Source organism: Streptomyces sp. NPDC058289, assembly GCF_042880975.1.
Lineage (GTDB): Bacteria > Actinomycetota > Actinomycetes > Streptomycetales > Streptomycetaceae > Streptomyces > Streptomyces stoeckheimensis.
In genome coordinates, this window is record NZ_JBHVYI010000056.1 from 16,870 (window position 1) to 41,878 (window position 25,009).

Below are 25,009 nucleotides of genomic sequence, written 5' to 3' on the forward strand. Positions count from 1 at the left end.
GGGTCCGGGCGGAGCCCGGCGAACGGGGGAAGGGCGGGTAGGGGACCGGCCCCGCAGGGGTACGCGTCACGACGTCACCGTCCAGGAGTCTGGGAGGGCTGGGGGGCGCCGCCCGACGGCGCGGAGGAGGGGGCCGGAGCGGCGGCGCCCGAGGGGGCCGGGTCCGGGGAGCCGGCCGGGCTGGGGACGGCCCCGCTCGGGGAGGGCGGGACCGCCGCGGCGGACGCCGGAGGCGCCGGAGGTGACGGGGGCGGCGGCTCGGCGGCCGGCGAAGCGGTCCCGGCGACCTTGCCGTCGGGCCCGATGAACACCGGGCTGCCACCCGGCACGAGGCCGAGCTCGTGCGCCCGCCGCTGCAACGCGTCGGGCGCCGAGTAGCCGTCCACGTCCCGCTGGAGCGCCTGCTCCTCGTCCGTGAGCGTGGTGGTCTCCCGCTTCAGCTTGCTCAGCTGGAAGGAGCCCTGGTTCAGCGCCGAGTTCAGGAGCAGCAGGCTGATCAGCCCGCCGCCGAGCAGCGCCACGACCAGCAGGACGAACGGGGTCCGCGCCGCCTGTCCGGCGACCGGTCCCCCCAGCACCCGCCCCAGGCGTTTCACAGCCGCGCCTCCCGGATGCGTTCCACCCCGCGGCAGCGGGCCGGCGCCGCACGCCGGTTCTGCGCGATCTCCTCCTCGGTCGGCAGCTCCGCACCGCGCGTCAGCAGCTTCAGCTTCGGCTGGTACTTCTCCGGTACGACCGGCAGCCCGGGCGGAGCCGTCGAGGTCGCGCCGGCCGCGAAGACCTGCTTGACGAGGCGGTCCTCCAGCGACTGGTACGAGAGCACCACGATCCGGCCGCCGACCGCGATCCGGTCCACGGCCGCGGGGATCGCCTGCTCCAGTCCGGACAGCTCGCCGTTGACCTCGATGCGCAGGGCCTGGAAGGTGCGCTTGGCCGGGTTGCCGCCGGTCCGCTTGGCCGCCTGCGGCAGCGAGTCGCGGATCAGTTCGACGAGGCGCGCGCTGTTGGTGAAGGGGTCCTTGTCCCGCTCGCGCACCACCGCGGACACGATCCGCTTGGCCTGCTTCTCCTCGCCGTACTGGCGCAGGATGCGGACCAGCTCGCCGGGCGCGTAGGTGTTGAGGACCTCGGCTGCGCTGATGCCCGTCGTCTGGTCCATCCGCATGTCGAGCGGGGCGTCCTGCGCGTAGGCGAAGCCGCGGTCGGCCTCGTCCAGCTGCATGGAGGAGACGCCGAGGTCGAAGAGGATGCCCTGGACGGTGGGGATGCGCAGGCCGTCCAGTACGTCGGCCAGGTCGGCGTAGATGGCGTGGACGAGGGTGACCCGGTCCCCGAAGGGCGCAAGGCGCTCTCCCGAGAGGCGCAGGGCTTCCTTGTCGCGGTCCAGGCCGATCAGGTGGGCCTCGGGGAACCGGGTGAGCAGGGCCTCGCTGTGCCCGCCGAGCCCGAGGGTGCAGTCGACGACGACGGCCCCGGGCCTCTCCAGTGCCGGGGCCAACAGGTCCAGGCACCGCTGGAGCATCACCGGGACGTGTCGGGACTCGCTAGTCAAAGCGCCCTCTCAGATAACGGCGCGGCAGGCATACGCCGCGCCGCGCACGCGGAGTCTTACCAAAGGGCCGGGCGGCCGGTCAGGGCCGGGCTCCGGCCGGTTCGCGTCACTTTAGTGCAACGGTCGCCGCGGTCAACGAACCGCCCCGCGCGCCGTGCGCCCCGCTGTGACCGAAGCGGCAAAAGCCGTGAATCACCCGGACGGCCCCGTGCGCCTCACTCCTGTGGGTTAGCTCACAACAGGATCAGGTGACCTTCTTTGTCCACCCTCACTCAATGCTCATACGCCCTGTGACCACTAACGTCGTAACCATGACGACTTCCGTACCCCTGCCTGCCGCCTCCGCGTCCAAGGCCGCCGAGGAGCTCTCCGTCACCGACCGCCTCGTCGACTCGAACCGCGCCTACGCCGCGAAGTTCGCCGACCCCGGCATGGACGCCCGCCCGGTCCTCCAGGTGGCCGTCGTGGCCTGTATGGACGCCCGCCTCGACCTGCACGCCGCCCTCGGCCTGGAGCTGGGCGACTGTCACACGATCCGCAACGCCGGCGGGGTGGTCACCGACGACACCATCCGCTCCCTCACCATCAGCCAGCGGGCGCTCGGCACCCGCACGGTGATACTCATCCACCACACCGGCTGTGGTCTCGAAAGCCTGACCGAGGACTTCCGGCACGAGCTGGAGGACGAGGTCGGCCAGCGCCCCGCCTGGGCCGTGGAGGCCTTCCGCGACGTGGACCAGGACGTCCGCCAGTCGATGCAGCGGGTCCGCACGAACCCCTTCCTGCCCCACAAGGACGATGTGCGAGGCTTCGTCTTCGACGTGCACACCGGGCTCCTGCGGGAGATCGATCCCACCTCTTGAGTGACACCAGGGCCAAGCGCCGTCAAGAATGCGGGGAGACGTCACCCGGAAGGACTTCCGGGCCGGTGTTCGCGTTCTTGATTGCTCGCGATTTCTGAGGTGTTTCGGGGTGGGCCGGTCATGCGCCATGGGGCGCCGGCCCTGGGAAAGGGTCGAGGAGAACCAGGTGACCACGTATGACGACCGAGCGAGCCTCGCGGATCTGACCAGCACGGCGCAGCAGGTGCGGGAATCGATCGAAAGCGTGATCGAGGGCAAGCCGGAAGTGGTCCGCCTCGCGCTGACCGTCCTGCTCGCCGAGGGTCACCTGCTGATCGAGGACGTTCCCGGCGTCGGCAAGACGATGCTGGCCAAGGCCCTCGCCAAGTCCATCGACTGTTCGGTGCAGCGCATCCAGTTCACCCCGGACCTGCTGCCCTCGGACATCACCGGCGTGAGCATCTACGACCAGCAGCGCCGGGAGTTCGAGTTCAAGCCCGGCGCGATCTTCGCGCAGATCGTCATCGGCGACGAGATCAACCGCGCCTCCCCCAAGACCCAGTCCGCGCTGCTGGAGTCGATGGAGGAGCGCCAGGTCACCATCGACGGCACCACCTACACGCTGCCGAGCCCCTTCATGGTGGTCGCCACCCAGAACCCGGTGGAGATGGAGGGCACCTATCCCCTCCCCGAGGCCCAGCGCGACCGCTTCATGGCCCGGGTCTCGGTGGGCTACCCCAGCCCCGAGGCCGAGCTCCGGATGCTCGACGTGCACGGCGGGCTCTCCCCGCTCGACGACCTGACGGCCGTCGCGCACGCCCACGACATCGGCAAGCTCATCGAAGCGGTCCGCGAGGTGTACGTGGCCGCGCCCGTGCGGCGCTACGTCGTCGACCTGGTGTCCGCCACCCGCAGCCACCCGGACCTGCGCCTGGGCGCCTCGCCCCGCGCCACCCTGCACCTGCTGCGGGCCGTGAAGGCCTCCGCCGCACTGGCCGGCCGGGACTACGTACTGCCGGACGACGTACAGGCCCTGGCCGGACCGGTGCTCGCGCACCGGCTGCTGCCCACCGCGCAGGCCCAGCTGAGCCGGCGCACCGCCGAGCAGGTCGTCGCCGACATCCTCCAGCGCACCCCCGTACCGGCCGCGCACTCGCGCGGCGAGATCCCGCCCGGCGCGGGCATCCGGGGCTTCTGATGAGCGCCGGCGCCCCGCACGGCGCGGGCGGCCGGGGCCCGGAGGATGGTGGCGGGCTGCGCGCGTCGCTGTCCGGGCTGACCACGCGCGGCCGGTCCTTCCTGGCCGCCGGGATCGCCGCCGGGCTGTGCGCGTACGTCCTCGGCCAATCCGAGCTGCTCCGGGTCGGACTGCTGCTCGCGGTACTGCCTCTGCTCTGCGTCCTGGCCCTGCACCGCACCCGCCACCGGGTCTCCGGCACCCGCCGGCTGACCCCGATGCGGGTGCCCGCCGGATCCGAGGCCCGGGTACAGCTGCGGCTCGACAACACCTCCCGGATGCCGACCGGGCTGCTGATGCTCCAGGACCGGGTGCCGTACGTCCTGGGGCCCCGGCCCCGCTTCGTCCTGGACCGGGTGGAGCCGGGCGGCCGCCGCGAGGTGTCCTACCGGGTCCGCTCCGATCTGCGCGGCCGCTACCCGCTGGGCCCGCTCCAGCTGCGGCTCACCGACCCCTTCGGGCTGGTCGAGCTGACCCGCTCCTTCTCCGCCTACGACACCCTCACCGTCATCCCGCGCACCGAGGCGCTGCCCCTGGTGCGCTTCACCGGCGAGTCCTCGGGCTACGGCGACGGCAGCCGACGCTCGCTGGCCCTGGCGGGCGAGGACGACGTGATCCCGCGCGGCTACCGGCGCGGCGACGACCTGCGCCGCGTGCACTGGCGCTCCACCGCCCGCTACGGCGAGCTGATGGTGCGCCGCGAGGAGCAGCCGCAGCGCAGCCGGGCCACCGTGCTGCTGGACACCCGGCGCCTCGCCTACGAGGGCGCCGGCCCCGACTCGGCCTTCGAGTGGGCCGTCTCCGCCGCCGCATCGGCCCTGGTGCACCTGCTGGAGCAGGGCTTCTCGGTGCGGCTGCTGACCGACACCGGGGACTGCGTGCCCCGCGAGGGCGGCGGCTTCACCTCCGGCGGGCAGGAGTCCGCGGAGGCGGCGGGGCTGATGATGGACACCCTCGCGGTGGTCGGCCACTCCGACGGGGCGGGCCTCTCGCGGGCCTGCGACGCGGTGCGCAGCAACGGCGCCGGCAGCGGCTTCGGCGGAGCGGGCGGGGACGGGCTCCTCATCGCCTTCTTCGGAGACCTGGACGACGTACAGACGGGACTGGCGGCCAAGATGTGCCGGCGCGGCGGCGGCGCCGTGGCGTTCGTACTGGACTCCGCGGACTGGTCCGGGCGGCCGCCGGGGCTGGCTTCGGTCATGGCGCAGGGGCTGCCTCTGCTGGAGGAGCGCCTGGCAGGGCTGCGCGATGCGGGCTGGACGGCGCTGGCCGCCCCGCCCGGCGTGCCCTTCGGGGAGCTGTGGCGCCAGGCGGGCAACGCGCCGATCGGCGCGGCAGGCGGTTCGGGTTCGGCGGGGGGCTGGGGATGAGCGGGCGGGCGAGACTGACGGTCTTCGCGGCTCTGGCGACGCTGTTCACCGCCTGGTCGCTGAACCCGCTGGTGGAATCGGGCGGCTGGATGCCGCAGGCGGTGCTGCTGCTGGCGCTGCAGAGCGCGGTGGGCGCGGGGGCGCGGCGGGTGCCGCTGGCCCGGACGCTGACCGTGGCGGCGCAGGTCCTCGTATCGCTGCTGGCGCTGATGCTGCTGTTCGGCGGGAAGATGCAGTCCGTCGAAAGCGACGGGCTGCTGGACTATCTCGTGACGGACTTCGGCGCGCTGTTCCGGCAGGGCGTGCAGGACGTGAACGAGTTCTCGATGCCGGCCCCGCTGACGGACGGGATCCGGCTGCTGCTGGTGTCCGGGGTGCTGCTGATCGGGCTGCTGGTGGACCTGCTGGCGGTGACCGTACGGACGGCCGCCGCGGCCGGGCTCCCGCTGCTCGCGCTGTACTCGGTGGCGGCGGGCCTGTCGGGCGCCGCGGTCGGCTCCGGCGGCGCCTCCTGGGTCTCCTTCCTCCTGGCCGGCTGCGGCTACCTCCTCCTCCTGCTGGCCGAGGGCCGCGACCGGCTCGCACAGTGGGGCCGGGTCTTCGGCGCGGCGGCGCCGTCTTCACGCAGCAAGGTGGCGGCCGGATACTCCAGCGGCGGCCAGGCGCTCGCCCCGGTGCGCACCGGGCGGCGGATCGGCGCGGTCGCGCTGGGTCTGGCCCTGGCGGTGCCGGCGGTACTGCCCTCGCTGGGCAGCGGAGTGCTGGGCACGGGCGGCGGCGCTGGCGAGGGCGAGGGCAACGGCCTCGGCCCGTCGATCCAGGCGGTCAACCCGCTGGTCTCCCTGCAGAGCAGTCTGAACACCCAGGACAACCGGGTGGTGCTGCGCTACCGCACGGACAGCCCGCAGCTCAGCGAGCAGTACCTGCGGATCCTGGCGCTGGACGAGTTCAACGGCGTCAAGTGGGAGGCGTCGGGGCGCGCCCTGACGGACGTCCCGAAGCGGATGCCGAACCCGCCCGGGGTGAGCGACGGCGTGCTGAACGGCGCGACCGAGGTGCAGACCTTCATCTCCTCGGCGCAGACGTACGCGCAGCGCTACCTGCCGATGCCGTATCCGGCGACGGGGGTGGACATCACCGGGAAGTGGCGGTTCGAGCCGGCCGGGCGGACGCTCGTCGGGGACCAGCTGGGCAAGGACAAGTTCCAGAACGCCCAGGGCGTGCAGTACACGGTGCGGAGCCTGCTGCTGAACCCGACGGCGGAGCAGCTGCGCAGCGCACCGGCGGCGAATCCGGAGATCGCGACCGAGTACACGAAGGTCCCGGACAACCTGCCGGCGGTCGTCGTCCAGACGGCCCGCGAGGTGACGCGCGGCACGAAGGACGACTACTCGGCGGCGGTCAAGCTCCAGGAGTACTTCGCGGTGAGCGGCGGGTTCCGCTACGACACGAAGGTCTCCTCGGGTACGGGCTCGCAGGCCATCGCCAAGTTCCTCGCCGACAAGGAGGGATTCTGCGTCCACTTCGCCTTCTCGATGGCGTCGATGGCGCGCACGCTCGGGATCCCGGCGCGGGTCGCGGTCGGGTTCACGCCCGGGGTGAAGCAGTCCGACGGCGTCGTCAACGTCTCGATGAGGGACGCGCACGCCTGGCCCGAGCTGTACTTCGAGGGTGTGGGCTGGACCCGCTTCGAGCCGACGCCCCGGTCGGGCATCGCGGTGCCGGACTACAGCCGGCCCGCCACCCCGCAGACGCAGCCGAGCGCGCCGACGTCGGCCCCGTCCGCGAGCGCGGCGCAGCCTTCGGCCGGGCCCTCGACGGCTGACGACTGCCCCGCGGACCAGAAGAAGCTGGGCGAGTGCGGTCCGGCCGCGGCGCAGCGGAACACCGGCGCGGGCGGCGGCGGCACCTCGGCGGCCGCGGTCCTGGCCTGGACGGCCGCGGGCATCCTGCTGCTGGCCCTGCCGCTCCTCCCGTTCCTGTGGCGCGGGCGACTGCGGGCGCGGCGGCTCGGATCGGGGCAGGTCCTGGCCGCCTGGCGGGAGCTGGGCGACGCGGCGTGGGACGTCGGGATCGTCCCGGACGAGGCGCTGTCCCCGCGGGGGGCCGCCGACCGGGTGGTGTCCCTGGGGCGGCTGGATCCGGCGGCGGCCGATGCCGTACGGCGGATCTCGGGCGCGGTGGAGCGGGAGCTGTATGCCCCGCCGGGGTCGGAGCCCCCTTACGGGGAGCTGGCGCAGGACGTCCTGCTGGCCCGCGCCGGGTTCCTCGCCGGCGTGTCCCGCCGGGCGCGGCTGCGCGCGCTGCTCTTCCCCCGCTCGGCGGCGCGGGTCGGCTGGGCGGCCTCGGCCCGGTGGTCGGCGCTGACGGGCCGCGCGGCCTCGGCCACGGCCCGCCTCCGCACCCGGCTGCCCCTGCGCGGCCGCGGCTGACGGCAAGCCGGGGCGGGGCCCTGCGGGGCTGTCCCCTACCCGCCCGTCCACCGTTCCCCGGGCGCTGCCCGGACCCGCGCCTCGAACGCCGAGCGAAATCCAGCCTCACCGGCGTTTGAGGCGCGGGGTCTGGGGCGGAGCCCCAGGGCCTCGGGCGCAGCCCGGGACCGGCGGGTCAGGGCGCAGCCCTGGGAACGGTGGAAGGGTGGGTAGGGGAACTTCGCACCGCGCAGCGGCACACCCGCAGGCGGGGCCGGGGCCGGGGCCGGGCTTCGTGTCCGGAACGGGAAAGGGCCGAGGCCGGGGCTCGATCCCCCCGAGCCCCGGCCTCCGCCGTGTTCCCACCCCGTCGGCCAGAGAGACCCGATCCGCACCTGCCGCCCCGTGTCGGCGGTGCGAGCCGGGTCCCTGTCCGTTGCCCCCAGTCTGGCGTGCCGACAAGCCGCACCCCATCCGCGCAGGTACTCATTTCCGCGTCTAGGTACGGATACTCACCCGCCCCACCAGTTCTACGCGGCCCCGCCGCCCCCGCGGCACCGCCGATCGGGGGTCACCGGTCACGGGAACCGTCAGCGGTTCCCGCTCACCCGGCCCCGCAGGAGCAGCGACAGCGCCGAGTGCACGTCGTCCAGCGACCGCTCGCTCTGGAAGGACTGCCAGTCGAGCGCCGCCACCAGCACCATCCCCACCAGCGCCGCTGCCGTCAGGGGCACGTCGATCTCCGCGCTGAGCTCACCCCGTTCCACGCCTTCGCGGAGCACCGTCTCCACGACGGCGACGGCCTCCCGCCGGACGACCATCAGGGTGGACTGCCAGGTCCGGTTGGTGCGCCACAGCTCGGCGACGTAGAGCTGGGTGAAGGCGGGGTACCGGTCGATGAAGACCAGTCCGGCCCGGATCATCTCGTCGAGCGCCTCGACCCGGGTCCCGCCCCTGGCCTCGGTCGATTCCGCCGCCGTCCGCAGGGACTCGGTCAGGAGTCCGACCCCGTGCCGCAGCAGCTCCTCGAAGAGGTCGTTCTTGCTGGCGAAGTTGTAGTAGACGGTGCCCTTCGCCACGCCCGCCCGCTCGGCGATCTCCTCGACCGTGGTCGCGGAGAAGCCCTGCTCCGCTATGAGGGTGACGGCTGCTTCGTAGAGCTTCTGCCGTGTGGCCTGGCGGCGGCCGCCGCCCGCGACCGTACCGGTGCTGCTGCTTTCCATGGCGCTGATTCTCACAGGTCGACCTGTCCCTTCGGGCTACAGGCTCAGTTCCGGGCGCAGCCGGTCCATCGTCCACACCTGCTTGCCGCGGGCGGCGAGGGCGGTCAGGGCGAGGGCGCCCACCGTGAAGGCGGTGAGGACCGCGCAGCCCTGCCAGACCGGGGCGAGGTCGCCGCCGGTGATGAGCCGGCGCAGGCTCTCGACCACGTACGACATCGGCAGGTAGGGGTGGATGGCGTTGAAGAAGCCGGGGCTGGTCTGGACGGGGTAGGTACCGCCCGCCGAGGTGAGCTGGAGCATCAGGACGGCCAGGACCAGGATCCGCCCGGCGGCGCCGAACTTGGCGTTGAGCCACTGGACGATCGCGGCGAAGCAGCCGGTGACCAGCATCAGGAAGCCGACGGTGAGCGCCGGCCGGGCCATCTGCAGGCCGAGTCCCCAGTGCAGTACGGACATCAGTGCGCCCACCTGCGCGGCGCCGATCCCGGCCACGGGCAGCCAGCCCGCGAGGGCGATCCGCCAGGGCGAGGCTCCGGTGGCGAGCGCGCGCCGGTTCAGCGGTGCGATCAGCATGTAGGCGACCATCGCGCCCACCCAGAGGGAGAGCGGGATGAAGTACGGGGCGAAGCCGGTGCCGTAGTTGGGCGCCTTGTGCAGCGACTGGTTGGCGAGCCTGACCGGGTCGGCCATGACCTCGGTGCGGGCGTCGCGCTGCTGCTGGTCGTAGGCCGGGATCTTGGCCGCTCCGTCGTGCAGGCCGCCGGCGAGTTCGCCGTTGCCGTCGACGAGCTTGACGAGGCCGCCGTCGAGGTCGTGCGCGCCGACGCCGAGCTTGCCGACGCCCACGCCGAGTTCGCCGGAGCCCTCGGTGGCGGAGCCGATGCCGGTGTGCAGCCGGGCCATGCCGTCGGAAACCTTGTGGGCTCCGTCGTTGAGGGCGTTCACCTGGGTGACCGCCGCTTCGAGGTCCGCGGAGAGGCCGGGGGCCTTCGTGACGAGGAGGCGGGCTTCGCGCTCCAGGTCGCCGAGCTGCTTGTGGAGGGTGGCGAGGTCGCCGCCCGCGTCCTTGAGGAGGGTGTCCACGTCACCGGCGAGTTCGGCGGCTTCGGCGGCGTCGTCCTTGAGCCGCTTCAGCTGCGGGCAGGTGTCCGGGAGCGGCTTGGCGCCGGTGGTGCAGGTCTTCGCGTAGACCTCGGCGGCGCCGGTGGAGACGCGCTGGGTGACGGTGGCGGCGGCCGGGGCCGCCTTGGCGAAGGCTTCGAGGTGATTGTCGACGACCTTTGCGGTGTCGGCGACGAGTTCGGCGCTGTCCGCGAGGCTCTTGGGGTCCTTGAGGAAGGGGCGCGCCTTGTCGGCGACGCCGCCGACCTTGTCGGCGAGCTTCTGGGTGCCGGCCGCGATGTCCTTCGTGCCCGTTTCCAGCTGTCCGGCGGCCCCGTTCAGCTTCTTCAGCCCTCCGGTGAGCTCGCCGTTCTTCTCCTTCGCCGTGTCCAGGCCGTCGGCGAGGTCCTTGGCGCCCTTCTGGGCCTTGCCCGCCCCGTCCGTGAGCTTGTCGGCTCCGTCGGCGGCCTCGGCGGTCTTGCCGTGGAGGTCGGAGAAGTTGACGAAGATCTTGTCGAGGAAGCCGCGGGAGGCGTTGGTCGACGCCGCCGAGCGGACCTCGGAGAAGACGGTGCGCGAGATCGAGCCGACGATGTAGTTGTTCGCGTCGTTGGTGCGGACCTGGAGGGCCCCGGTGGCGGGGTCCTCGCCGGAGCTGGAGGCGATCTTCGAGCTGAAGTCGGCGGGCATGGTGAGGGAGAGGTAGTAGGTGCCGTTCTCCAGCCCCTTGGCCGCCTCTTCGGCGCTCACCTCGCGCCAGTCGAAGGTCTTGCTGTCGTGCAGCTTGCGGGTGATCTCACCGCCGGCGTCGATCTGCTTCCCGTCGACGGTGGCGCCCCGGTCGGAGTTGACCAGGGCGACCGGCACCTTGTCGAGGCGGCTGTAGGGGTCCCAGAAGGACCACAGGTACAGGGCTCCGTAGAGCAGCGGCAGCAGGAGCAGCGCGACGAGGGCGGCCCGGGGCAGCTTCCCCCGCCCGAACCGCTTCAGCTCAAGCGCGGCGAGTTTCGGCGAGCGCATCGTCGTCCCCCTTCGTGTCGTGCGAGTCGTGGGCGGCGGCCGTGGTGTCGGCGTCATCGTCGGCGTCGGCGTCGGCGTCGATGTCGATGTCGATGTCGGTGTCGGCGTCCGCGGTGCCGTCGGAGTCGTGCGGGGCGGCGGCCTGGTCGCCCCAGGTGATCTTGGAGTCCATGGGCCGGGGCACCGCGGCGGATCCCTCGGCCGGGTCCGCGGTGGCGGCCGCCCGGCCCGTGCGCAGGACCGTCGCGTCGGACGGGGCCTCGCTGCACACCGCGAGGACGGTGGTCCCGCGGGCGGCGAGGGAGCGCAACAGGTCCCAGGCTTCGGCGCGCTCGGCGTCCGAGAGCTTGAGGTCCAGGTCGTCCAGGGCCAGCAGGCGCGGTGCGCCGAGCAGCGCGATGGCCACCGACAGTCGTACGGATTCCAGCCGTTCCAGGTCCCGCACGGAGGTGCGCGGTCCCTTCGGCAAGGTCCCGGCGTCCAGTCCGGCGGCGTCCAGCGCTGCGTCGATCCGGGCCGCGGTGGAGGCGCGCCGCTCGCCGCGCGGGCGGAGCAGGGCGCGCACGGGGCCGTCGTAGCGGCGCTGGAGCAGGGCGCCCTCGCGCAGTTGCTCGGCGACGGTGAGGGCCTGGTCGAGGTCGTTGACGCCGGGTACGGGGCCGAGGGCGGCGATGCGACGGACCGCGGCCATCTTCTTCGGCAGCCGGTGGCGGCCGATCTCGGCGTGACCCTCGGTGGGCTTCATCCGGCCGGTGAGGGCGAGGAGCAGGCAGGTCCGCCCGCTGCCGGAGGGGCCTTCGACCGCGATGAGCGAGCCGGGCGCCGCGTCGATCCCGATCCCCCGGAACACCCAGCCGCGCGGGCCCTTGACTCCGAAGTCCTCGGCTTTGACGGCCGCGCCGTGCGGGCTGTCCACGTCCTCCCCCATCTTTTGAACTGACCGGTCAGTTCAAAAACTAGCATCCTCGGCGGCATCCGGTGCGCACCGGGCGGCAGTTGCCCGGACGCGACCCCGAACTTCGGGACGAAACTGCAGGTCAGCGCGATTGTCAGTGGGGGCCGTCACGATGGGGACACGCAAGAACAGCTCGACCCGTAGGAGCTACACCAGGCAGCGCCATGCGCACGCAACGACAGGAGGTTCGTCATGGCCACACCGTCCCCGTCCCCTGTCCACCCCGTCCCCCGGAAGTCGTCGGCACCGCCCGCCGCCCTCGATCTGCTCGCCAAGGCCCACCAGGGCCTGGCCGAAGCCGCCCGGCTGACCCGGCCCAACGAGCGGTACGCCACCGCCCATCTCGCCGCGCTGCGCGCCGCCGCGGCCGTGCTCGCCGCGCGCGGGCGGCCCGAACCGGTGCACCCCCGGCGCAGGCCGCGGATCCGCAGCGCGTGGGAGGTGCTCCCGGAGATAGCGCCCGAACTGACCGAGTGGAGCGCGCTCTTCGCCTCCGGCGCGGCCCGCCGGGCACGGGCGGAGGCCGGCATAGCGGGAGCGGCCACCGGCCGGGACGCGGACGATCTGGTGCGTGCCGTCGCGATGTTCCTGCGCCTGGTGGAGCGGATGCTCTCGCTCCGACCGCCGGCGCCGGCGGGCCCGGCGCAAGGCCTGCCGCTGCCGCGGACGGAGCGTCCGGACGTGGGATGACCTGCCCGGCAGCCAGAGGCCATAGGGTGGGCAGCGACCGCTCACCCAACGTGCCGAGGAGCCATCAGCCGTGTCGGACACTTCCCGCCCCCGCGCCTCCCTCCGCACCGCCGTGGTGTGGGAGGTCCTCAAGGAGGCGCTCGACCGCCGGGTGAAGGCGACCGGGCGGGACGTGCTGGACGTGCTCGACACGGGCGGCGGTACCGGCAAGTTCGCCGTGCCGGTGGCCCACCTCGGCCACCGGGTCACCGTGGTCGACCCGAGCCCCAACGCACTGTTCGGGCTGGAGCGCCGGGTCGCCGAAGCCGGTGTGGCCGATCTGGTCCGCGGGGTGCAGGGCGACGCCCAGGGTCTGCTCGAGGTCGTCGAGCGCGATTCCTACGACGTGGTGATCTGCCACGGCGTGCTGGAGTACGTGGACGACCCGGCCGAGGGCGTGGCCAACGCGGTGGCCGCCCTGCGCCCCGGCGGCATCCTCAGCCTGCTCGGCGCCGGACTCGGCGGGGCCGTCCTGGCCCGCGCCCTGGCCGGGCACTTCACGGAGGCCCGTACGGCGCTGACCGACCCGGCCGGGCGCTGGGGCGCGGGCGACCCCGTACCGCGCCGCTTCACCGCCGAGCAGCTCTCCGCGCTGGTCTCCGAGGCGGGTCTGGCCGTGGGCGCGGTGCACGGGGTCCGGATCTTCGCCGACCTCGTCCCGGGCGTCCTGGTCGACACCGAGCCGGGCGCCGTCGAGGCCCTGATGCGCCTGGAAGAAGCCGCCGCCGAGCTGCCGGCGTTCCACGCGGTCGCCACGCAGCTGCACGTCCTCGGCGAGAAGCCCGCCTGATCTGCGGAGCTTCCGGGAACGCGGTGCGCCACTCACCCTCCGAACCGGGGTCGTGACCCGTATGATCGGGGTCAGCGCCCGGCATGCCGAGCGGACCTCTGGGGAATAACGCCTTCAGTGGGCCGTTCAAGACGGCGCTGAGCATTCCCCAAGCGGTACTTTTTGCGGGCAGTGTTTTTTTAGAACGTGGCGTAGAGGGCGGGTATCACGGGGGCGATTCCCCGCCTATCCTGAAGGGGACCCCTGGTCGCTACCCCCCGCGACCGACGGATGAGGAGGACTCCCGTGCCGCTCTCGGAGCACGAGCAGCGAATGCTCGAGCAGATGGAGCGAGCGCTGTACGCCGAAGATCCCAAATTCGCTACAGCGCTTGAGGGAAGCGGACTGCGCACGTACACCCGGCGACGGGTCTACCAGGCAGTCGCAGGCATTGTGGTGGGTATCGCGCTCCTCATGACCGGTGTGATCGTGCCGAACGTACTGTGGATCAGCGTGGTGGGATTCCTCGTCATGCTGGGCTGTACGGTGCTCGTGGTCACCGGTTGGCGCAAGGCACCCAAGCCTGGTGAGCAGCCCGCCTCCGGTAGTGCAGGCGGTTCGCCCCAAGGGCAGAACCGGCAGCGTCGGTCGATGATGACCCGTATCGAGGAACGGTGGCAGCGCCGCCGTGACGAACAGGGGCAGTAGGCCCCACGACAGACTCGGGTGAGGGGACGGCCGCCGGAAGGCGGCCGTCCCCTCACTGTTTTCGCGCCGGATCACGTCTTCTGGGACATGATGATCAGATGAGTGTGCTCCCCCTGGTCTTCACCAGCGGCTGGGCCAGTGGGATCAACGCATACGCCGTGGTCCTCCTGCTCGGCATCTTCGGCAGGACCGGCATGACCGACGAGGTCCCCGCCTCCCTGCAACGCACCGACGTGCTGATCGTGGCCGCCACCCTCTTCCTGTGCGAGGCGGTCGCCGACAAGATTCCGTACGTGGACTCCCTCTGGGACACCGTCCACACCGTGATCCGCCCGGTGTCCGGAGCGGTGGTCGGCGCACTGCTGGCCGGACAGAGCGGCTCGCTCTCCGACATCACCGCCGGCGCGGTCGGCGGCACCACCGCCCTGGCCAGCCATTTCGTCAAAGCCGGCACGCGCATGGCGATCAACACCTCGCCCGAGCCGTTCAGCAACGTCGTCATGAGCACCGCCGAGGACCTCGGCGTGGGCGGGATCGTCACCTTCGCGATGTTCAATCCCGAGGCCGCCGCGATCATCTGCGCCGTCCTGCTGATCATCGGGCTCGCCCTGCTGATCTACCTCTGGGCCAAGATCCGCCGCTTCCTGCGCCGCCGCGCCCAGCGCCGCGAGGAGAAGAGACTCGCCGCAGAGGTCGCCCGCGTCGCTCGATAGGCTCAGCGGCATGGCACGAATTGCGGTGATCGGCGCCGGGATGGGCGCGATGGCGACGGCGGCACGGCTGGCCGTCGCAGGGCATCAGGTGACGGTGTACGAGCGCGGGGCGACCTACGGCGGAGCCGTCGGCCGGTACGCCCGCGACGGCTTCGTCTTCGACACCGGCCCCGGCCTGGTGCACCTGCCCGCCGTCTACCGCGATCTGTTCGTCAAGACCGGCAAGCGCCCCCTGGAGGAATGCGCGGAGCTGGTCCAGATCGACCCCGCCGTCCGCTACGTCCTCCCGGACGGCCGCACGCTCACCTTCCCGGGCGGCTCGCACGGCGGCGCGGCCGCCGCCGTCGACGCGGCCTTCGGACCCGGCTCCGGGGACCGCTGGAGCGCGGTCCTGGGCCGTGCCCGGGACGCCTGGGACGCCACCCGCCGGCCGCTCCTGGAGGAGCCGCTGAAGCAGGACCGGTCGGCCCTGGGCCGCGATCCGTACCCCGCCCTGCGCGGGAGCGGGCTGCTGCGCCGCCGGCCGCCGACCCTGGCCGAGGTCGCCGCCCGCGAGCTCGGCGGCGACGGCTTCGACGAGCTGCTCACCGCGCGCGTCCGGGCGTACGGGGTCGATCCGGCGACCGCACCCGCCTCCGCGACGGTGCTGCCCTACATGGAGCAGACCTTCGGCAGCTGGTACGTGCGCGGCGGGGTCCGGGAGCTGGCCACCGCCGTGTACGAGCGGTGCCTGGAGCGCAAGGTCGCCTTCGAGTTCGGCGCGGCGGTACGGGAGGTGCTCGTACAGGGCGGCCGGGCTGCCGGGCTGCGCCTGGCCGACGGCACCGAGGTGACGGCCGACCACGTGGTCTGCGCGGCCGACCCCCGGCTCGTGAAGATGCCGGCCACCCCGGACGCCGCGCCGGTCGGCACGGAACCCGCCCGCTGGTACACCCTCTTCGCCGCCCTGCGCGGCGCCCGGGACGCCGACGCCGTGCACCGGACGCTGCTGGGGCCCGTCACGGTGCTGCGCCCCGACGACCCGGCCACCCGGCCGGACGCCGAGCACGAAGCGATCACCGTGCACGCCGTGGTGACCGACCCGGCGGCGCCCGCTCCGACCGCCGAGGACCTGCTCACGGCGGCCGTGCGGGCCGTCCCCGGGCTGCGGGAGCGGCTGCTGTGGCACGAGCTGCGCACCCCGGCCGAAGTCGGCGCGAACACGGGTTCGGTGGACGGCCGGGTGCCCGCGCCCTCGCTGGCCGGCGCCGGGGGAAGGCTGCTGCACCCGGCGAACACCACCGGCGTACCCGGGCTGTACCTGGCCGGCGGCTGGGCACACCCGGGCGGCGGGCTGGCGCACGCCGGGATGACGGGGGCCCTGGTGGCCGGGCTGATCGTGGAGGGCGCGGACTTCCGCGGCTCCCGCTGACCCGCCGGGGCGGCTGGGCGGCTGGGCGGCTAGTAGCGGTACTGCTCGTACTCACCCGTGCCCTGGTACGGATACGGGTACGGCTGCTGCTGCGGCTCCTCCGCCGGGTAGGGCTGGTTCACGTCGCGCTGCTGCGGGACCCAGACCCCGCCGGGCGGGGTGTCCATGGAGTACTGCTCCTGCTGCCCGGTCGCGTACGGGTCCGGGGCGTAGCCGCCGTACGGGGCCTCGTAACCGTACGGCTGCTGCGGGGCGACGGCTCCGCCGGTGCCGATGTACGGATCCGAGTAGGCGGCGTAGACCTGCTGCTCGCCGGGGACCGGATAGCCGGTGGTGTAGTCGTAGCCGCCCTGGGTCTGCGGGTCGTAGTACGCCGCGTACTGGTGGGCGTCCTGCTCGGCCGGAACGAACGGCGTGAACGGGGAGGCGAAGGCGCTGGTCTCGCCGGGGGCGCCGTACGAACCGGCGTCGGCGGGAGGCTGCGCGGGGTAGAACCCCTGGACCTGCTGGCGCACTGCCCCCGCGGTGAACGCACCGACTTCCTCGTCGGAGTCCTCGTCCTCGGCCGGGTCGGGCCCGTACTCCAGGGCCGTCACCTCCAGGGACGGCTCCGGACGCGCTCCGGCCCCGGCCCGGCGGCGCCGGCCCTGCGGGAGCTCGGGCTCGGGGGCCTTGCCCCGGCGCAGCGACCAGCCGGACACGAAGCCCTTGCGGAAGGAGAGGGTCACCAGCGTCTGGCCGATCGCGAACGCGACGGCGCCGGCCCCGATGACGAGCACCGACGGCAGCACGACACCGGCGACCACGCCGACGAAGCCGGCGAAGGCGAGCAGGCGCCAGCGCAACCGGGCCTTGTACTGCATCAGGACCTCGGCAAGCAGCCACAGCGCGACGAAACCGAACGCGATGTAGAGGACCGTCATTCCCATGCGGGGCCCTTCTCGGTACGGCCGCCCGTCCGTGGGGAACGGGGCCGGCCGATCAGGCCCGCTGGTGCAGGCCCAAGTTCTCGTAGATCTCGAGAGTCGCCGTGGAATTGTTCAGCGTGATGAAGTGCAGCCCCGGGACACCCTCGGACAGCAGCCGCGCGCAGAACTCCGTGGCGAACTCGATGCCAATGGAGCGTACAGCGGCTGCGTCGTCCTTGACCGCGAGCATGCGCTCTTTCACAGCCGCAGGGAAGATTGCGTTGCTGAGTTGCGGGAGCCGGTCGAGCTGCTTGATGTTCACAACAGGCATGACCTCGGGGATGATCGGGGTGTCGCAGCCCGCCTTCTCGACGCTGTCGCGCATCCGGAGGTAGTGCTCCGGATCGAAGAACATCTGTGTGATCGCATAGTCGGCGCCCGCGCGGCACTTGTCCACGAAGTGCCGGATGTCCGTGTCCCAGTCCGTGGAGCGCGGGTGCATCTCCGGGAAGGCCGCGACGCCGACGCAGAAGTCGCCGGACTCCTTGACCAGCCGGACCAGGTCGGCCGCGTAGTGCACGCCCTCGGGGTGCGGCACCCACTCGCCCATGGGATTGCCCGGCGGGTCTCCGCGCACGACGAGCATGTTGCGGATGCCGGCGTCGGCGAACTGCCCGATGACGTTGCGCAGCTCGGCGATCGAGTGGTCGACGGCGGTGAGGTGCGCGACCGGGGTCAGCGTGGTGTCCGCGGCGATCTGCTCGGTGGCCCGGACGGTACCGCCGCGGGTGGATCCGCCTGCCCCGTAGGTGACGGAGACGAAGCTCGGGGCCACGGCCTCGACCCGGCGGAGCGCGTTCCAGAGGTTGCGCTCGCCCTTCTCCGTCTTGGGGGCCCAGAACTCGAAGGAGTACGAGCGCCCGGACGCGATGAGGTCGCGGACCGTGTGTGCACGGTCCGACCAGGTGGAAGAGGTACCAAGGGCCATACGGGGAGGTTAGACGCGGTCCGGTGTCCATCGAAGCGTTGTCCACGGATTGGACGCAGAAATGAGACGCCGGGGTGGCGCGGCGCGGGCGGCCGGGGCCGCCCGGGGCCCGCTAGCCGAGCCGGGCGCGGACCCGCTTGGCGAGGTCAGCGGCGGCGGCGCCGGGGTCGGAGGCCTCGGTGAGGGCCCGTACGACCACGACGCGGGAGGCGCCGGCGTCCAGTACTTCGTCCAGGTTCCCCGCGTCGATCCCGCCGATGGCGAACCACGGCCGGTCCTGGGCGAGGGAGGCCGCGTGCCGGACGAGGCCGAGGCCGGGGGCGAACCGGCCGGGCTTGGTGGGGGTGGGCCAGCAGGGGCCGGTGCAGAAGTAGTCCACGCCGGTCTCGGCGACGGCCGCGTCGACCTCCGCCTCGGAGTGGCAGGAGCGGCCGATGAGGACCCCTTGGCCCAGGATGGTGCGGGCGGCGGGCACCGGGATGTCGCCCTGCCCGAGGTGCAGCACGTCCGAGCCGATGGCGTGCGCGACGTCGGCCCGGTCGTTGACGGCGAGCAGCTTGCCGTGGCGGCGGGCCGCTTCGGCGAAGACCTGGAGGTGCTCCAGCTCCTCGCCCGCCTCCATGCCCTTGTCGCGGAGCTGGACGATGTCCACCCCGCCGGCGAGGACGGCGTCCAGGAACTCGGGGAGGTCGCCCTGCCGCTTGCGGGCGTCCGTGCACAGGTAGAGCCGGGCATCGGACAGCTGGGCGGCGATGGCGGACATGGGTACCCCCGGGTGGTGTGTCGTACGTACGGACGCGGTGTGCGGGCCCCGGCCGGGGTCCGCACACCGCGCTCGAGGCGGAGTCAGGTCAGAGGGCGAGCGCCTGAGCGCGGCGCTTCACCTCCGTGCCGCGATTCTCGCTCAGCGCCTGCACGGGGGTGCCGGGCAGGGTCTCGTCGGCGGTGAAGAGCCACTCCAGGATCTCCGCGTCGGTGAAGCGGTCGTCGCGGAGCACGGTCAGCAGGCCGACCAGGCCCTTGACGATCTTGTCTCCGTCGATGAAGGCCGCGGGGACCTGGAGGGAGCGGTTCTCGCCGCGGCGCACCGCGAGCAGCTGACCCTCCTTGACCAGCTGGCGAACCTTGGTCACTTCGATGTCGAGCATCTCCGCGATGTCGGGGAGGTACAGCCAGGCGGGAACAAGGGCATCGATCTTTGCGTCAATCTCGGTCACGAGCACAAGCCTGCCATCTCGGACTGACTGCCGGTACCCGAGCGACCCCGTCCGGGGCGCGAACGCCTCCGGGAACGGGCCCGAACGGGGTCCGAACGAGGCCGCGACGGACCCGCGACGGGCCCTGAACCAAGCACCGAGCAGGCCCGATCCACGGCCGGGTCCGGGCAGAGCCCGGGGAACGGGGAACGGGGCGAAGCCCCGGGACGGGTCCGGGCGGAGCCCGGGGAACGGGCGAAGGGCGTGCAGGGGACTTCCACCCGCGGGGCCCGGTCCCGGCCGGACCGGGCCCGGCCGGACCGCTCCCGGCCCGCGCCCCGCCGGGTCAGACGACCGTCGACTTCAGCGCGATCGCCGGGTCCGCGACCTTCGCCGGGTCCACGGGCGTGCCCGACTCGATGAGGCGGCGGCCCTGGGCCAGGTCGCGCGGGCGGCCCACCGCGAGGACCGCAACGAGCCGCCCCTCCCGCAGCCAGCACACCGACCAGGTGTCGGCCGCCGGGTCGCCGCGCCACAGCAGTGCGTCCGCGTCGCCGTGGTGGCCCGCGTACTGCACGAAGCGGCCGAACTGCTCCGACCAGAAGTACGGGACCGGGTCGTAGACCTGCTCCCCGGAGCCCCCGGCCACGATGTCCGCCGCCACCACCCGCGGCCCCTGGAGCGCGTTGTCCCAGTGGTGCACCAGCAGCCGGGCCCGGTAGCGGCCCGACGGGAACGAGGCGCAGTCCCCCACCGCGTACACCCCGGGCACCGAGGTGCGCAGCCGCTCGTCGGCGGTGACCGCTCCGTCCGGGCCGAGCTCCACGCCGGACCCGGCCAGCCATCCGGTGGCCGGCCGGGCGCCGATGCCCACCACCACCGCCCCGGCCGGCAGCGCCCGCCCGTCGGCCAGCAGGACCCGGCCCGGCTCCACGGAAGCCACCCGCGCGCCGGTCAGCAGCTCGGCGCCCGCCTGGGCGTACCAGCGCCCCATCGACTCGGCCACCTCCGCGGGCAGCGCGCCCGCCAGCACCCGGTCGGCCGCCTCGACCACGGTCACCGCGCAGCCCGCCTCGCGGGCGGCCGTGGCGAATTCCGCGCCGATCCAGCCGGCCCCGACCACCACCACCGCCGAGCCGGCCGCCAGGACGGGCCGCAGCCGGGCCGCGTCGTCCAGGGTGCGCAGCAGGTGCACCCCGGGGACGCCCTCCGCGCCGGGCAGGGTCAGCGGGAGGGCGCCGGTCGCCAGCACGAGGACCTCGTACGGGACCGGGCCCGCCTCGGTGTCGACCTCTCGGTCGGCGGCCCGCAGTCCGGTGACCTCGACCCCCAGCCGGAGCTCGATGCCGAGCTCCTCGAAGTCGACGTCGAAGGCGGAGTCCTCCGCCTTGCCGAGGAGCACCGCCTTGGACAGCGGGGGCCGGTCGTAGGGCTGGTGGGGTTCGGCTCCCAGCAGGGTGACGGGGCCGGTCCAGCCCTGTTCCCGGAGGGCGACCGCGGTCTGGACCCCGGCCATCCCGGCGCCGACGATCACCACGCCGCGCCGAGTGTCTTCCGCCTGCTGCGTCTGCTGTTGCGTCTGCTCGCTCACGCGGCCCAGCCTAATCAACTGACGGTCCGTCAGGAATAGTGGATGGCCACCTGCCGGGATCCGGGCGGGCAGCGCCGCCGGGGAGGCAGCCTTACCGGCCGTCGGCCTCGGCGTTACTCTGGCACCGAACCTATCGCGGGAGTCCGGGCGCACCGGGCTGAGAGGGAGGCTGGCCGGCCTCCGACCGTACGAACCTGATCCGGGTCATGCCGGCGAAGGGAGGGGCTGGACGCCCATGCATTCATATCGGAACGGCCGGAGTCCCGGCCACGACGTCCTCGTCATCGGGGGCGGCATCATCGGCCTGGTCACCGCCTGGCGGGCGGCCCGGCGCGGGCTGCGCACCGCGCTGGCCGATCCGGCCCCCGGCGGCGGCGCCGCCCAGGTCGCGGCCGGCATGCTGGCCGCCGTCACCGAGCTGCACTACGGCGAGGAGACCCTGCTCGGACTCAACCTCGCCTCCGCCGCCCGCTACCCGGAGTTCGCCGCAGAGCTCGCCGAAGCCAGCGGCGGCATGGACATCGGCTACCGCGCCTGCGGCACCCTCGCCGTCGCCCTCGACGCCGACGACCGGCTGCACCTGCGCGAACTGCACGCCCTCCAGCGCCGCTGCGGCCTGGAGTCCGACTGGCTGACCGGCCGCGAGTGCCGCCGCCTGGAACCGATGCTGGCCCCGGGCGTACGCGGCGGCCTGCGCGTGGACGGCGACCACCAGGTCGATCCCCGCCGCCTCGCGGCCGCCCTGCTGGCCGCCTGCGAACGGGCCGGGGTCACCCTGCACCGCGCCGGGGCGGCACGACTGCTGACCGCCGCCGACCGGGCCTGCGGCGCGGTCCTCGACGACGCGGACGGTACGGAGCTGCGCGCCGACCAGGTGGTGCTGGCCGCGGGCTCGCTCAGCGGCCGGCTGGACGGCGTACCGCCCGAGGCCGTGGCGCCCGTACGGCCGGTTAAGGGTCAGGTACTGCGGCTCGCGGTGCCGTCGTCCTACGCCCCGTTCCTGTCGCGGACCGTACGGGCCGTGGTGCGCGGCAGCCACGTCTATCTCGTGCCCCGCGAGAACGGCGAACTCGTCATCGGCGCCACCAGCGAGGAACTCGGCTGGGACACCACCGTCACCGCGGGCGGGGTCTACGAACTCCTGCGCGACGCCCACGAGCTGGTGCCCGGGATCACCGAACTCCCCCTGGTGGAGACCCGGGCCGGGCTGCGCCCCGGGTCGCCGGACAACGCCCCCCTCCTCGGCCCGACCGAACTCCCCGGCCTGCACCTGGCCACCGGGCACTACCGCAACGGGGTCCTGCTGACGCCGCTGACCGGGGACGTGATGGCGGACCTGCTGACCACCGGCGAACTGCCGGAGATCGCCCGCCCCTTCACCCCACGCCGTTTCGCCCTCACGTCCACCCTCACGTCCACCCTCACGCGACAGGAGTCGTTCGCATGACCATTTCCGTCAACGGCGAACCGCGCGAGATCGCGGACGGGACCATGCTCGCCACGGTGGTCGCCACCCTGACCGAAGCCACCAAGGGGGTCGCGGCCGCCCTCAACGAGACCGTGGTGCCGCGCGGCCAGTGGCCCTACACCTCCGTGACCGACGGCGACCGCGTCGAGGTCCTCACCGCAGTGCAGGGAGGCTGAGGACCATGGCGGACGACCTCTTCACCCTGGGCGGCCGGACCTTCTCCTCGCGCCTGATCATGGGCACGGGCGGGGCTCCGAGCCTGGACATCCTGGAACGGGCGCTGGTCGCGTCCGGCACGGAACTCACCACGGTCGCGATGCGGCGCCTCGACCCGACGGTGCAGGGCTCGGTCCTGTCCGTCCTGAACCGCCTCGGCATCGCGGTGCTCCCCAACACCGCGGGCTGCTTCACGGCCGGCGAGGCCGTACTGACGGCCCGGCTGGCCCGGGAGGCCCTCGGCACGGACTGGATCAAACTGGAGGTCGTCGCGGACGAACGCACCCTCCTCCCGGACGGGGTCGAGCTGCTCGACGCCGCGGAGATCCTGGTCGACGAGGGCTTCACGGTCCTCCCGTACACGAACGACGACCCGGTCCTCGCCCGCAAACTGGAGGACGTGGGCTGCGCGGCGATCATGCCGCTCGGGTCCCCGATCGGCTCCGGCATGGGCATCCGCAACCCGCACAACTTCGAGCTGATCACCGAGCGGGCCGGGGTCCCGGTCATCCTCGACGCGGGCGCCGGAACCGCCTCGGACGTGGCCCTGGCCATGGAACTGGGCTGCGCGGCGGTCATGCTCGCCTCGGCGGTGACCCGGGCACAGCTCCCCGTCCTGATGGCCGCGGCCATGCGGAACGCGGTCTCGGCGGGCCGCCTGGCCCACCGCGCGGGCCGCATCCCCCAACGCCGCTTCGCAGAACCCTCCTCCCCGGTGGAGGGCCGAGCAACCCTGGACCCGGAACGCCCGGCGTTCTGAGGGGGCGGTACGGGGCCCTGCGCGTGCGGGGGGCCTGATGGGTAGGGGTTTACGGGATCCGGGCCGGCCGGAAGCGTCGAGAGGTTTGGGGTTTTCCGTCAGCCTCATCGTCCTTCCGTGGCGGCCGGAAAACCCCAAAAGAACGGCCGGGTCAGAGAGACATGGACGACCCGATCAGAGAAGCGCAACCAAACTCCACAAGGCCCACCCCGACCTCGGGCACCCACAAGCCGCCCAGCCCGACAACGGGCGCATCAGATCGCTACACACACCCCACGACTCAGCGACTGACCGCCGCCCGAAACCAACACCCCTGTGGAGGGTCACGCCTGTCGGCTGACCGGATCGATGTTGTGGATCGCGGTGGTGAACTCGCGGCCGGACGCGTCACGGATGTAGGCCAGCTCCATCCAGCGCTCGCAAGCGATCGAGTCCGAGACGTTCTCGTGGATCACGGCCATCAACTCTCCTTCAACGCCGGATGCGATGTCGCGGACGCGGTGACGCAGAAGCCGATGAGGGACGTACTCGTAGCGCTCATTCACCCGCCCCTCCCTCGAAGGTGCTGAGGAAGTGCTCCCAGCCGACCAGCGCACGGTCGAGTAGATCCGCACTGGGCCCGGCCACCACCAGGACCCTTGTGGAGCCGCCGTCTTCCGTGTCGGAGCCGGCCATGTCGGTGGGAATCTGGCGCATTCAGATCACTCCTCAGTCCCACCGCAACCGATGCCGGGTCGATTGCCAAAGCATCTCTAGAGATCTCAATCGATCGTGGGCGGGTGCGGATCCCCACGCCGGTTCGTGGCAGTGGCCTACATCTGGTCCTAGGGTGTCTAGAGAGGAGAAGGAGTGATCGTTCAATGACCAGCCAAGGCGGATCTCGCCAGTCGAAGTACCAGCGGATCGCGGATGCGCTGAGGGCGGCTATCCAGTCGGGTGAGTACGGCCCGGGCGACCGCCTGCCTGGTGAGAACGACCTCATGGCCACCTACGACGTCGCACGAATGACCGCACGTCAGGCCCTCGGTGTGCTCCAGAACGAAGGGCTCGCGGAGGCGCGAAAGGGCGCCGGCGTATTCGTGCGGACGTTCAAGCCCCTGCGACGGCGCGGCATCCAGCGCCTGGCGCAGGAGCAGTGGGGCTCAGGCCGTTCCATCTGGTCCGCAGATACCGAAGACCGCGAGCTTGTCGTCGATCAGATCGAGGTCCGCGAGGAAGGGGCGGACAGCCGCATCGCCGACGCCCTCGACATTCCCGAAGGGTCCCGGGTCTGGGCGCGCAGCCGCCGCTTCGTGCTCGATGCAAAGCCGGTGCTGTTCGCGACATCGCACCTTCCGTCGGACGTCGTCGCAGACTCTGCCATCACCCAAGTCGATACCGGCCCCGGTGGGACGTACGCGAGGCTCGCCGAGCTGGGGCACAAGCCCGTCCACTTCCGCGAGGAAATTCGCTCCCGGATGCCTTCGGCCGAAGAGGCCGAGCGACTTTCACTGTCGATGGGCACACCTGTCATCCAGATCGTCCGCACCGCGTTCACCGAGGGCCGGCGGGCCGTCGAGGTCAATGAGATGACCCTGGACTCCGCCTCCTACGTGCTGGAGTACGACTTCGACGCCTAATCAGTGGGGTTCCGGTTTCGGGCGGCGGTCAGTCGCTGAGTCGTGGGGTGTGTGTAGCGATCTGATGCGCCCGTCGTCGGGCTGGGCGGCTTGTGGGTGCCCGAGGTCGGGGTGGGCCTTGTGGAGTTTGGTTGCGCTTCTCTGATCGGGTCGTCCATGTCTCTCTGACCCGGCCGTTCTTTTGGGGTTTTCCGGCTGCCTTCGTTTTTCCGTGGCGGCCCG

General features: G+C 72.6%; 25 protein-coding genes and 1 riboswitch. Of the genes, 13 read left to right on the forward strand and 12 right to left on the reverse strand.

What is annotated here, in order from left to right; all coding sequences use genetic code 11:
- Positions 1 to 74 precede the first annotated feature (74 nt).
- A complete protein-coding gene (locus tag ACFVX6_RS26205) occupies positions 75 to 596 on the reverse strand; it encodes a hypothetical protein (protein WP_389695377.1) in 522 nt (173 codons plus the stop codon).
- The gene (gene rsmH, locus ACFVX6_RS26210; RefSeq protein ID WP_389695444.1) at positions 593 to 1,522 is read right to left on the reverse strand and encodes a 16S rRNA (cytosine(1402)-N(4))-methyltransferase RsmH; all 930 of its coding nucleotides are present in this window, start codon (positions 1,520 to 1,522) and stop codon (positions 593 to 595) included. The genes ACFVX6_RS26205 and rsmH overlap by 4 nt, the downstream gene beginning before the upstream one ends.
- A gap of 341 nt (positions 1,523 to 1,863) precedes the next feature.
- Here rsmH and ACFVX6_RS26215 point away from each other — a divergent pair, with 341 nt between their 5' ends.
- The 4 genes from ACFVX6_RS26215 to ACFVX6_RS26230 all read left to right on the forward strand — a co-directional run bounded on the left by ACFVX6_RS26215 (position 1,864) and on the right by ACFVX6_RS26230 (position 7,433).
- On the forward strand, positions 1,864 to 2,415 hold the full coding sequence (locus ACFVX6_RS26215; protein WP_389695379.1) for a beta-class carbonic anhydrase: 552 nt from the start codon (positions 1,864 to 1,866) through the stop codon (positions 2,413 to 2,415).
- Positions 2,416 to 2,581: 166 nt separating this feature from the next.
- Positions 2,582 to 3,592 (forward strand): AAA family ATPase, encoded by a 1,011-nt coding sequence (locus ACFVX6_RS26220; RefSeq protein ID WP_389695381.1) that lies wholly within the window; start codon positions 2,582 to 2,584, stop codon positions 3,590 to 3,592.
- Positions 3,592 to 5,001: a DUF58 domain-containing protein gene (locus ACFVX6_RS26225; RefSeq protein WP_389695383.1), complete on the forward strand. Its 1,410-nt coding sequence runs from the start codon at positions 3,592 to 3,594 to the stop codon at positions 4,999 to 5,001. The genes ACFVX6_RS26220 and ACFVX6_RS26225 overlap by 1 nt, the downstream gene beginning before the upstream one ends.
- Positions 4,998 to 7,433, forward strand: a complete 2,436-nt coding sequence (locus tag ACFVX6_RS26230; RefSeq protein WP_389695385.1) for a transglutaminaseTgpA domain-containing protein — start codon at positions 4,998 to 5,000, stop codon at positions 7,431 to 7,433. The genes ACFVX6_RS26225 and ACFVX6_RS26230 overlap by 4 nt, the downstream gene beginning before the upstream one ends.
- Positions 7,434 to 8,002: 569 nt before the next feature.
- On the opposite strand, the gene ACFVX6_RS26235 is transcribed toward ACFVX6_RS26230, so the two are convergent.
- The 3 genes from ACFVX6_RS26235 to ACFVX6_RS26245 are packed head-to-tail and all read right to left on the reverse strand — an operon-like array spanning position 8,003 to position 11,684.
- Positions 8,003 to 8,650, reverse strand: coding sequence for a TetR/AcrR family transcriptional regulator (locus tag ACFVX6_RS26235; protein WP_323182688.1), 648 nt, complete (start codon positions 8,648 to 8,650; stop codon positions 8,003 to 8,005).
- Between the two features lie 21 nt (positions 8,651 to 8,671).
- Complete coding sequence (locus ACFVX6_RS26240; protein ID WP_389695387.1) at positions 8,672 to 10,756, reverse strand: YhgE/Pip family protein; 2,085 nt, start codon at positions 10,754 to 10,756, stop codon at positions 8,672 to 8,674.
- Positions 10,728 to 11,684 carry an ATP-binding cassette domain-containing protein gene (locus tag ACFVX6_RS26245; protein WP_389695389.1) on the reverse strand — a complete coding sequence of 319 codons (957 nt, stop codon included), beginning with the start codon at positions 11,682 to 11,684 and terminating at the stop codon, positions 10,728 to 10,730. The genes ACFVX6_RS26240 and ACFVX6_RS26245 overlap by 29 nt, the downstream gene beginning before the upstream one ends.
- A 219-nt stretch (positions 11,685 to 11,903) precedes the next feature.
- Between ACFVX6_RS26245 and ACFVX6_RS26250 the strand changes: the two genes are divergently transcribed.
- From ACFVX6_RS26250 to ACFVX6_RS26270, 5 genes are all read left to right on the forward strand, one after another.
- Positions 11,904 to 12,401, forward strand: coding sequence for an SAV_6107 family HEPN domain-containing protein (locus ACFVX6_RS26250; protein WP_389695391.1), 498 nt, complete (start codon positions 11,904 to 11,906; stop codon positions 12,399 to 12,401).
- Between the two features lie 70 nt (positions 12,402 to 12,471).
- The gene (locus ACFVX6_RS26255) at positions 12,472 to 13,230 is read left to right on the forward strand and encodes a methyltransferase (protein WP_250743735.1); all 759 of its coding nucleotides are present in this window, start codon (positions 12,472 to 12,474) and stop codon (positions 13,228 to 13,230) included.
- Between the two features lie 285 nt (positions 13,231 to 13,515).
- Entirely contained in the window at positions 13,516 to 13,917 is a 402-nt protein-coding gene (locus ACFVX6_RS26260) for a DUF3040 domain-containing protein (RefSeq protein WP_266909422.1), read from the forward strand.
- A gap of 98 nt (positions 13,918 to 14,015) precedes the next feature.
- Positions 14,016 to 14,630, forward strand: coding sequence for a DUF4126 domain-containing protein (locus tag ACFVX6_RS26265; protein WP_389695394.1), 615 nt, complete (start codon positions 14,016 to 14,018; stop codon positions 14,628 to 14,630).
- Positions 14,631 to 14,640: 10 nt separating this feature from the next.
- A complete protein-coding gene (locus ACFVX6_RS26270; protein ID WP_389695396.1) occupies positions 14,641 to 16,041 on the forward strand; it encodes a phytoene desaturase family protein in 1,401 nt (466 codons plus the stop codon).
- 29 nt (positions 16,042 to 16,070) lie between these two features.
- Here the strand turns inward: ACFVX6_RS26270 and ACFVX6_RS26275 are convergent, their stop codons facing one another.
- From ACFVX6_RS26275 to ACFVX6_RS26295, 5 genes are all read right to left on the reverse strand, one after another.
- Entirely contained in the window at positions 16,071 to 16,970 is a 900-nt protein-coding gene (locus ACFVX6_RS26275; RefSeq protein ID WP_389695401.1) for a hypothetical protein, read from the reverse strand.
- Between the two features lie 52 nt (positions 16,971 to 17,022).
- Positions 17,023 to 17,937 carry a methylenetetrahydrofolate reductase [NAD(P)H] gene (metF, locus tag ACFVX6_RS26280; protein ID WP_327252326.1) on the reverse strand — a complete coding sequence of 305 codons (915 nt, stop codon included), beginning with the start codon at positions 17,935 to 17,937 and terminating at the stop codon, positions 17,023 to 17,025.
- A 112-nt stretch (positions 17,938 to 18,049) separates the two neighbouring features.
- Positions 18,050 to 18,700: a thiamine phosphate synthase gene (gene thiE, locus ACFVX6_RS26285; RefSeq protein WP_389695403.1), complete on the reverse strand. Its 651-nt coding sequence runs from the start codon at positions 18,698 to 18,700 to the stop codon at positions 18,050 to 18,052.
- Between the two features lie 88 nt (positions 18,701 to 18,788).
- Positions 18,789 to 19,154, reverse strand: a complete 366-nt coding sequence (locus ACFVX6_RS26290) for an Rv2175c family DNA-binding protein (RefSeq protein ID WP_327252328.1) — start codon at positions 19,152 to 19,154, stop codon at positions 18,789 to 18,791.
- A 325-nt stretch (positions 19,155 to 19,479) separates the two neighbouring features.
- Positions 19,480 to 20,649, reverse strand: a complete 1,170-nt coding sequence (locus tag ACFVX6_RS26295) for an NAD(P)/FAD-dependent oxidoreductase (protein ID WP_389695446.1) — start codon at positions 20,647 to 20,649, stop codon at positions 19,480 to 19,482.
- A gap of 200 nt (positions 20,650 to 20,849) precedes the next feature.
- A riboswitch (TPP riboswitch) is annotated at positions 20,850 to 20,962 on the forward strand.
- On the opposite strand from ACFVX6_RS26295, the gene thiO reads away from it, so the two are divergent.
- The 3 genes from thiO to ACFVX6_RS26310 all read left to right on the forward strand — a co-directional run bounded on the left by thiO (position 20,960) and on the right by ACFVX6_RS26310 (position 23,168).
- Positions 20,960 to 22,171 carry a glycine oxidase ThiO gene (gene thiO, locus ACFVX6_RS26300; RefSeq protein WP_389695405.1) on the forward strand — a complete coding sequence of 404 codons (1,212 nt, stop codon included), beginning with the start codon at positions 20,960 to 20,962 and terminating at the stop codon, positions 22,169 to 22,171. It overlaps the preceding riboswitch by 3 nt.
- The gene (gene thiS, locus ACFVX6_RS26305; RefSeq protein WP_243330100.1) at positions 22,168 to 22,368 is read left to right on the forward strand and encodes a sulfur carrier protein ThiS; all 201 of its coding nucleotides are present in this window, start codon (positions 22,168 to 22,170) and stop codon (positions 22,366 to 22,368) included. The genes thiO and thiS overlap by 4 nt, the downstream gene beginning before the upstream one ends.
- 5 nt (positions 22,369 to 22,373) lie before the next feature.
- Complete coding sequence (locus ACFVX6_RS26310; RefSeq protein ID WP_389695407.1) at positions 22,374 to 23,168, forward strand: thiazole synthase; 795 nt, start codon at positions 22,374 to 22,376, stop codon at positions 23,166 to 23,168.
- 323 nt (positions 23,169 to 23,491) lie between these two features.
- Here the strand turns inward: ACFVX6_RS26310 and ACFVX6_RS26315 are convergent, their stop codons facing one another.
- Positions 23,492 to 23,713 carry a hypothetical protein gene (locus ACFVX6_RS26315; RefSeq protein WP_389695409.1) on the reverse strand — a complete coding sequence of 74 codons (222 nt, stop codon included), beginning with the start codon at positions 23,711 to 23,713 and terminating at the stop codon, positions 23,492 to 23,494.
- On the reverse strand, positions 23,706 to 23,864 hold the full coding sequence (locus ACFVX6_RS26320; RefSeq protein WP_389695411.1) for a hypothetical protein: 159 nt from the start codon (positions 23,862 to 23,864) through the stop codon (positions 23,706 to 23,708). The genes ACFVX6_RS26315 and ACFVX6_RS26320 overlap by 8 nt, the downstream gene beginning before the upstream one ends.
- Before the next feature lie 164 nt (positions 23,865 to 24,028).
- Here ACFVX6_RS26320 and ACFVX6_RS26325 point away from each other — a divergent pair, with 164 nt between their 5' ends.
- The gene (locus ACFVX6_RS26325) at positions 24,029 to 24,787 is read left to right on the forward strand and encodes a GntR family transcriptional regulator (protein WP_389695413.1); all 759 of its coding nucleotides are present in this window, start codon (positions 24,029 to 24,031) and stop codon (positions 24,785 to 24,787) included.
- Positions 24,788 to 25,009: the final 222 nt, after the last annotated feature.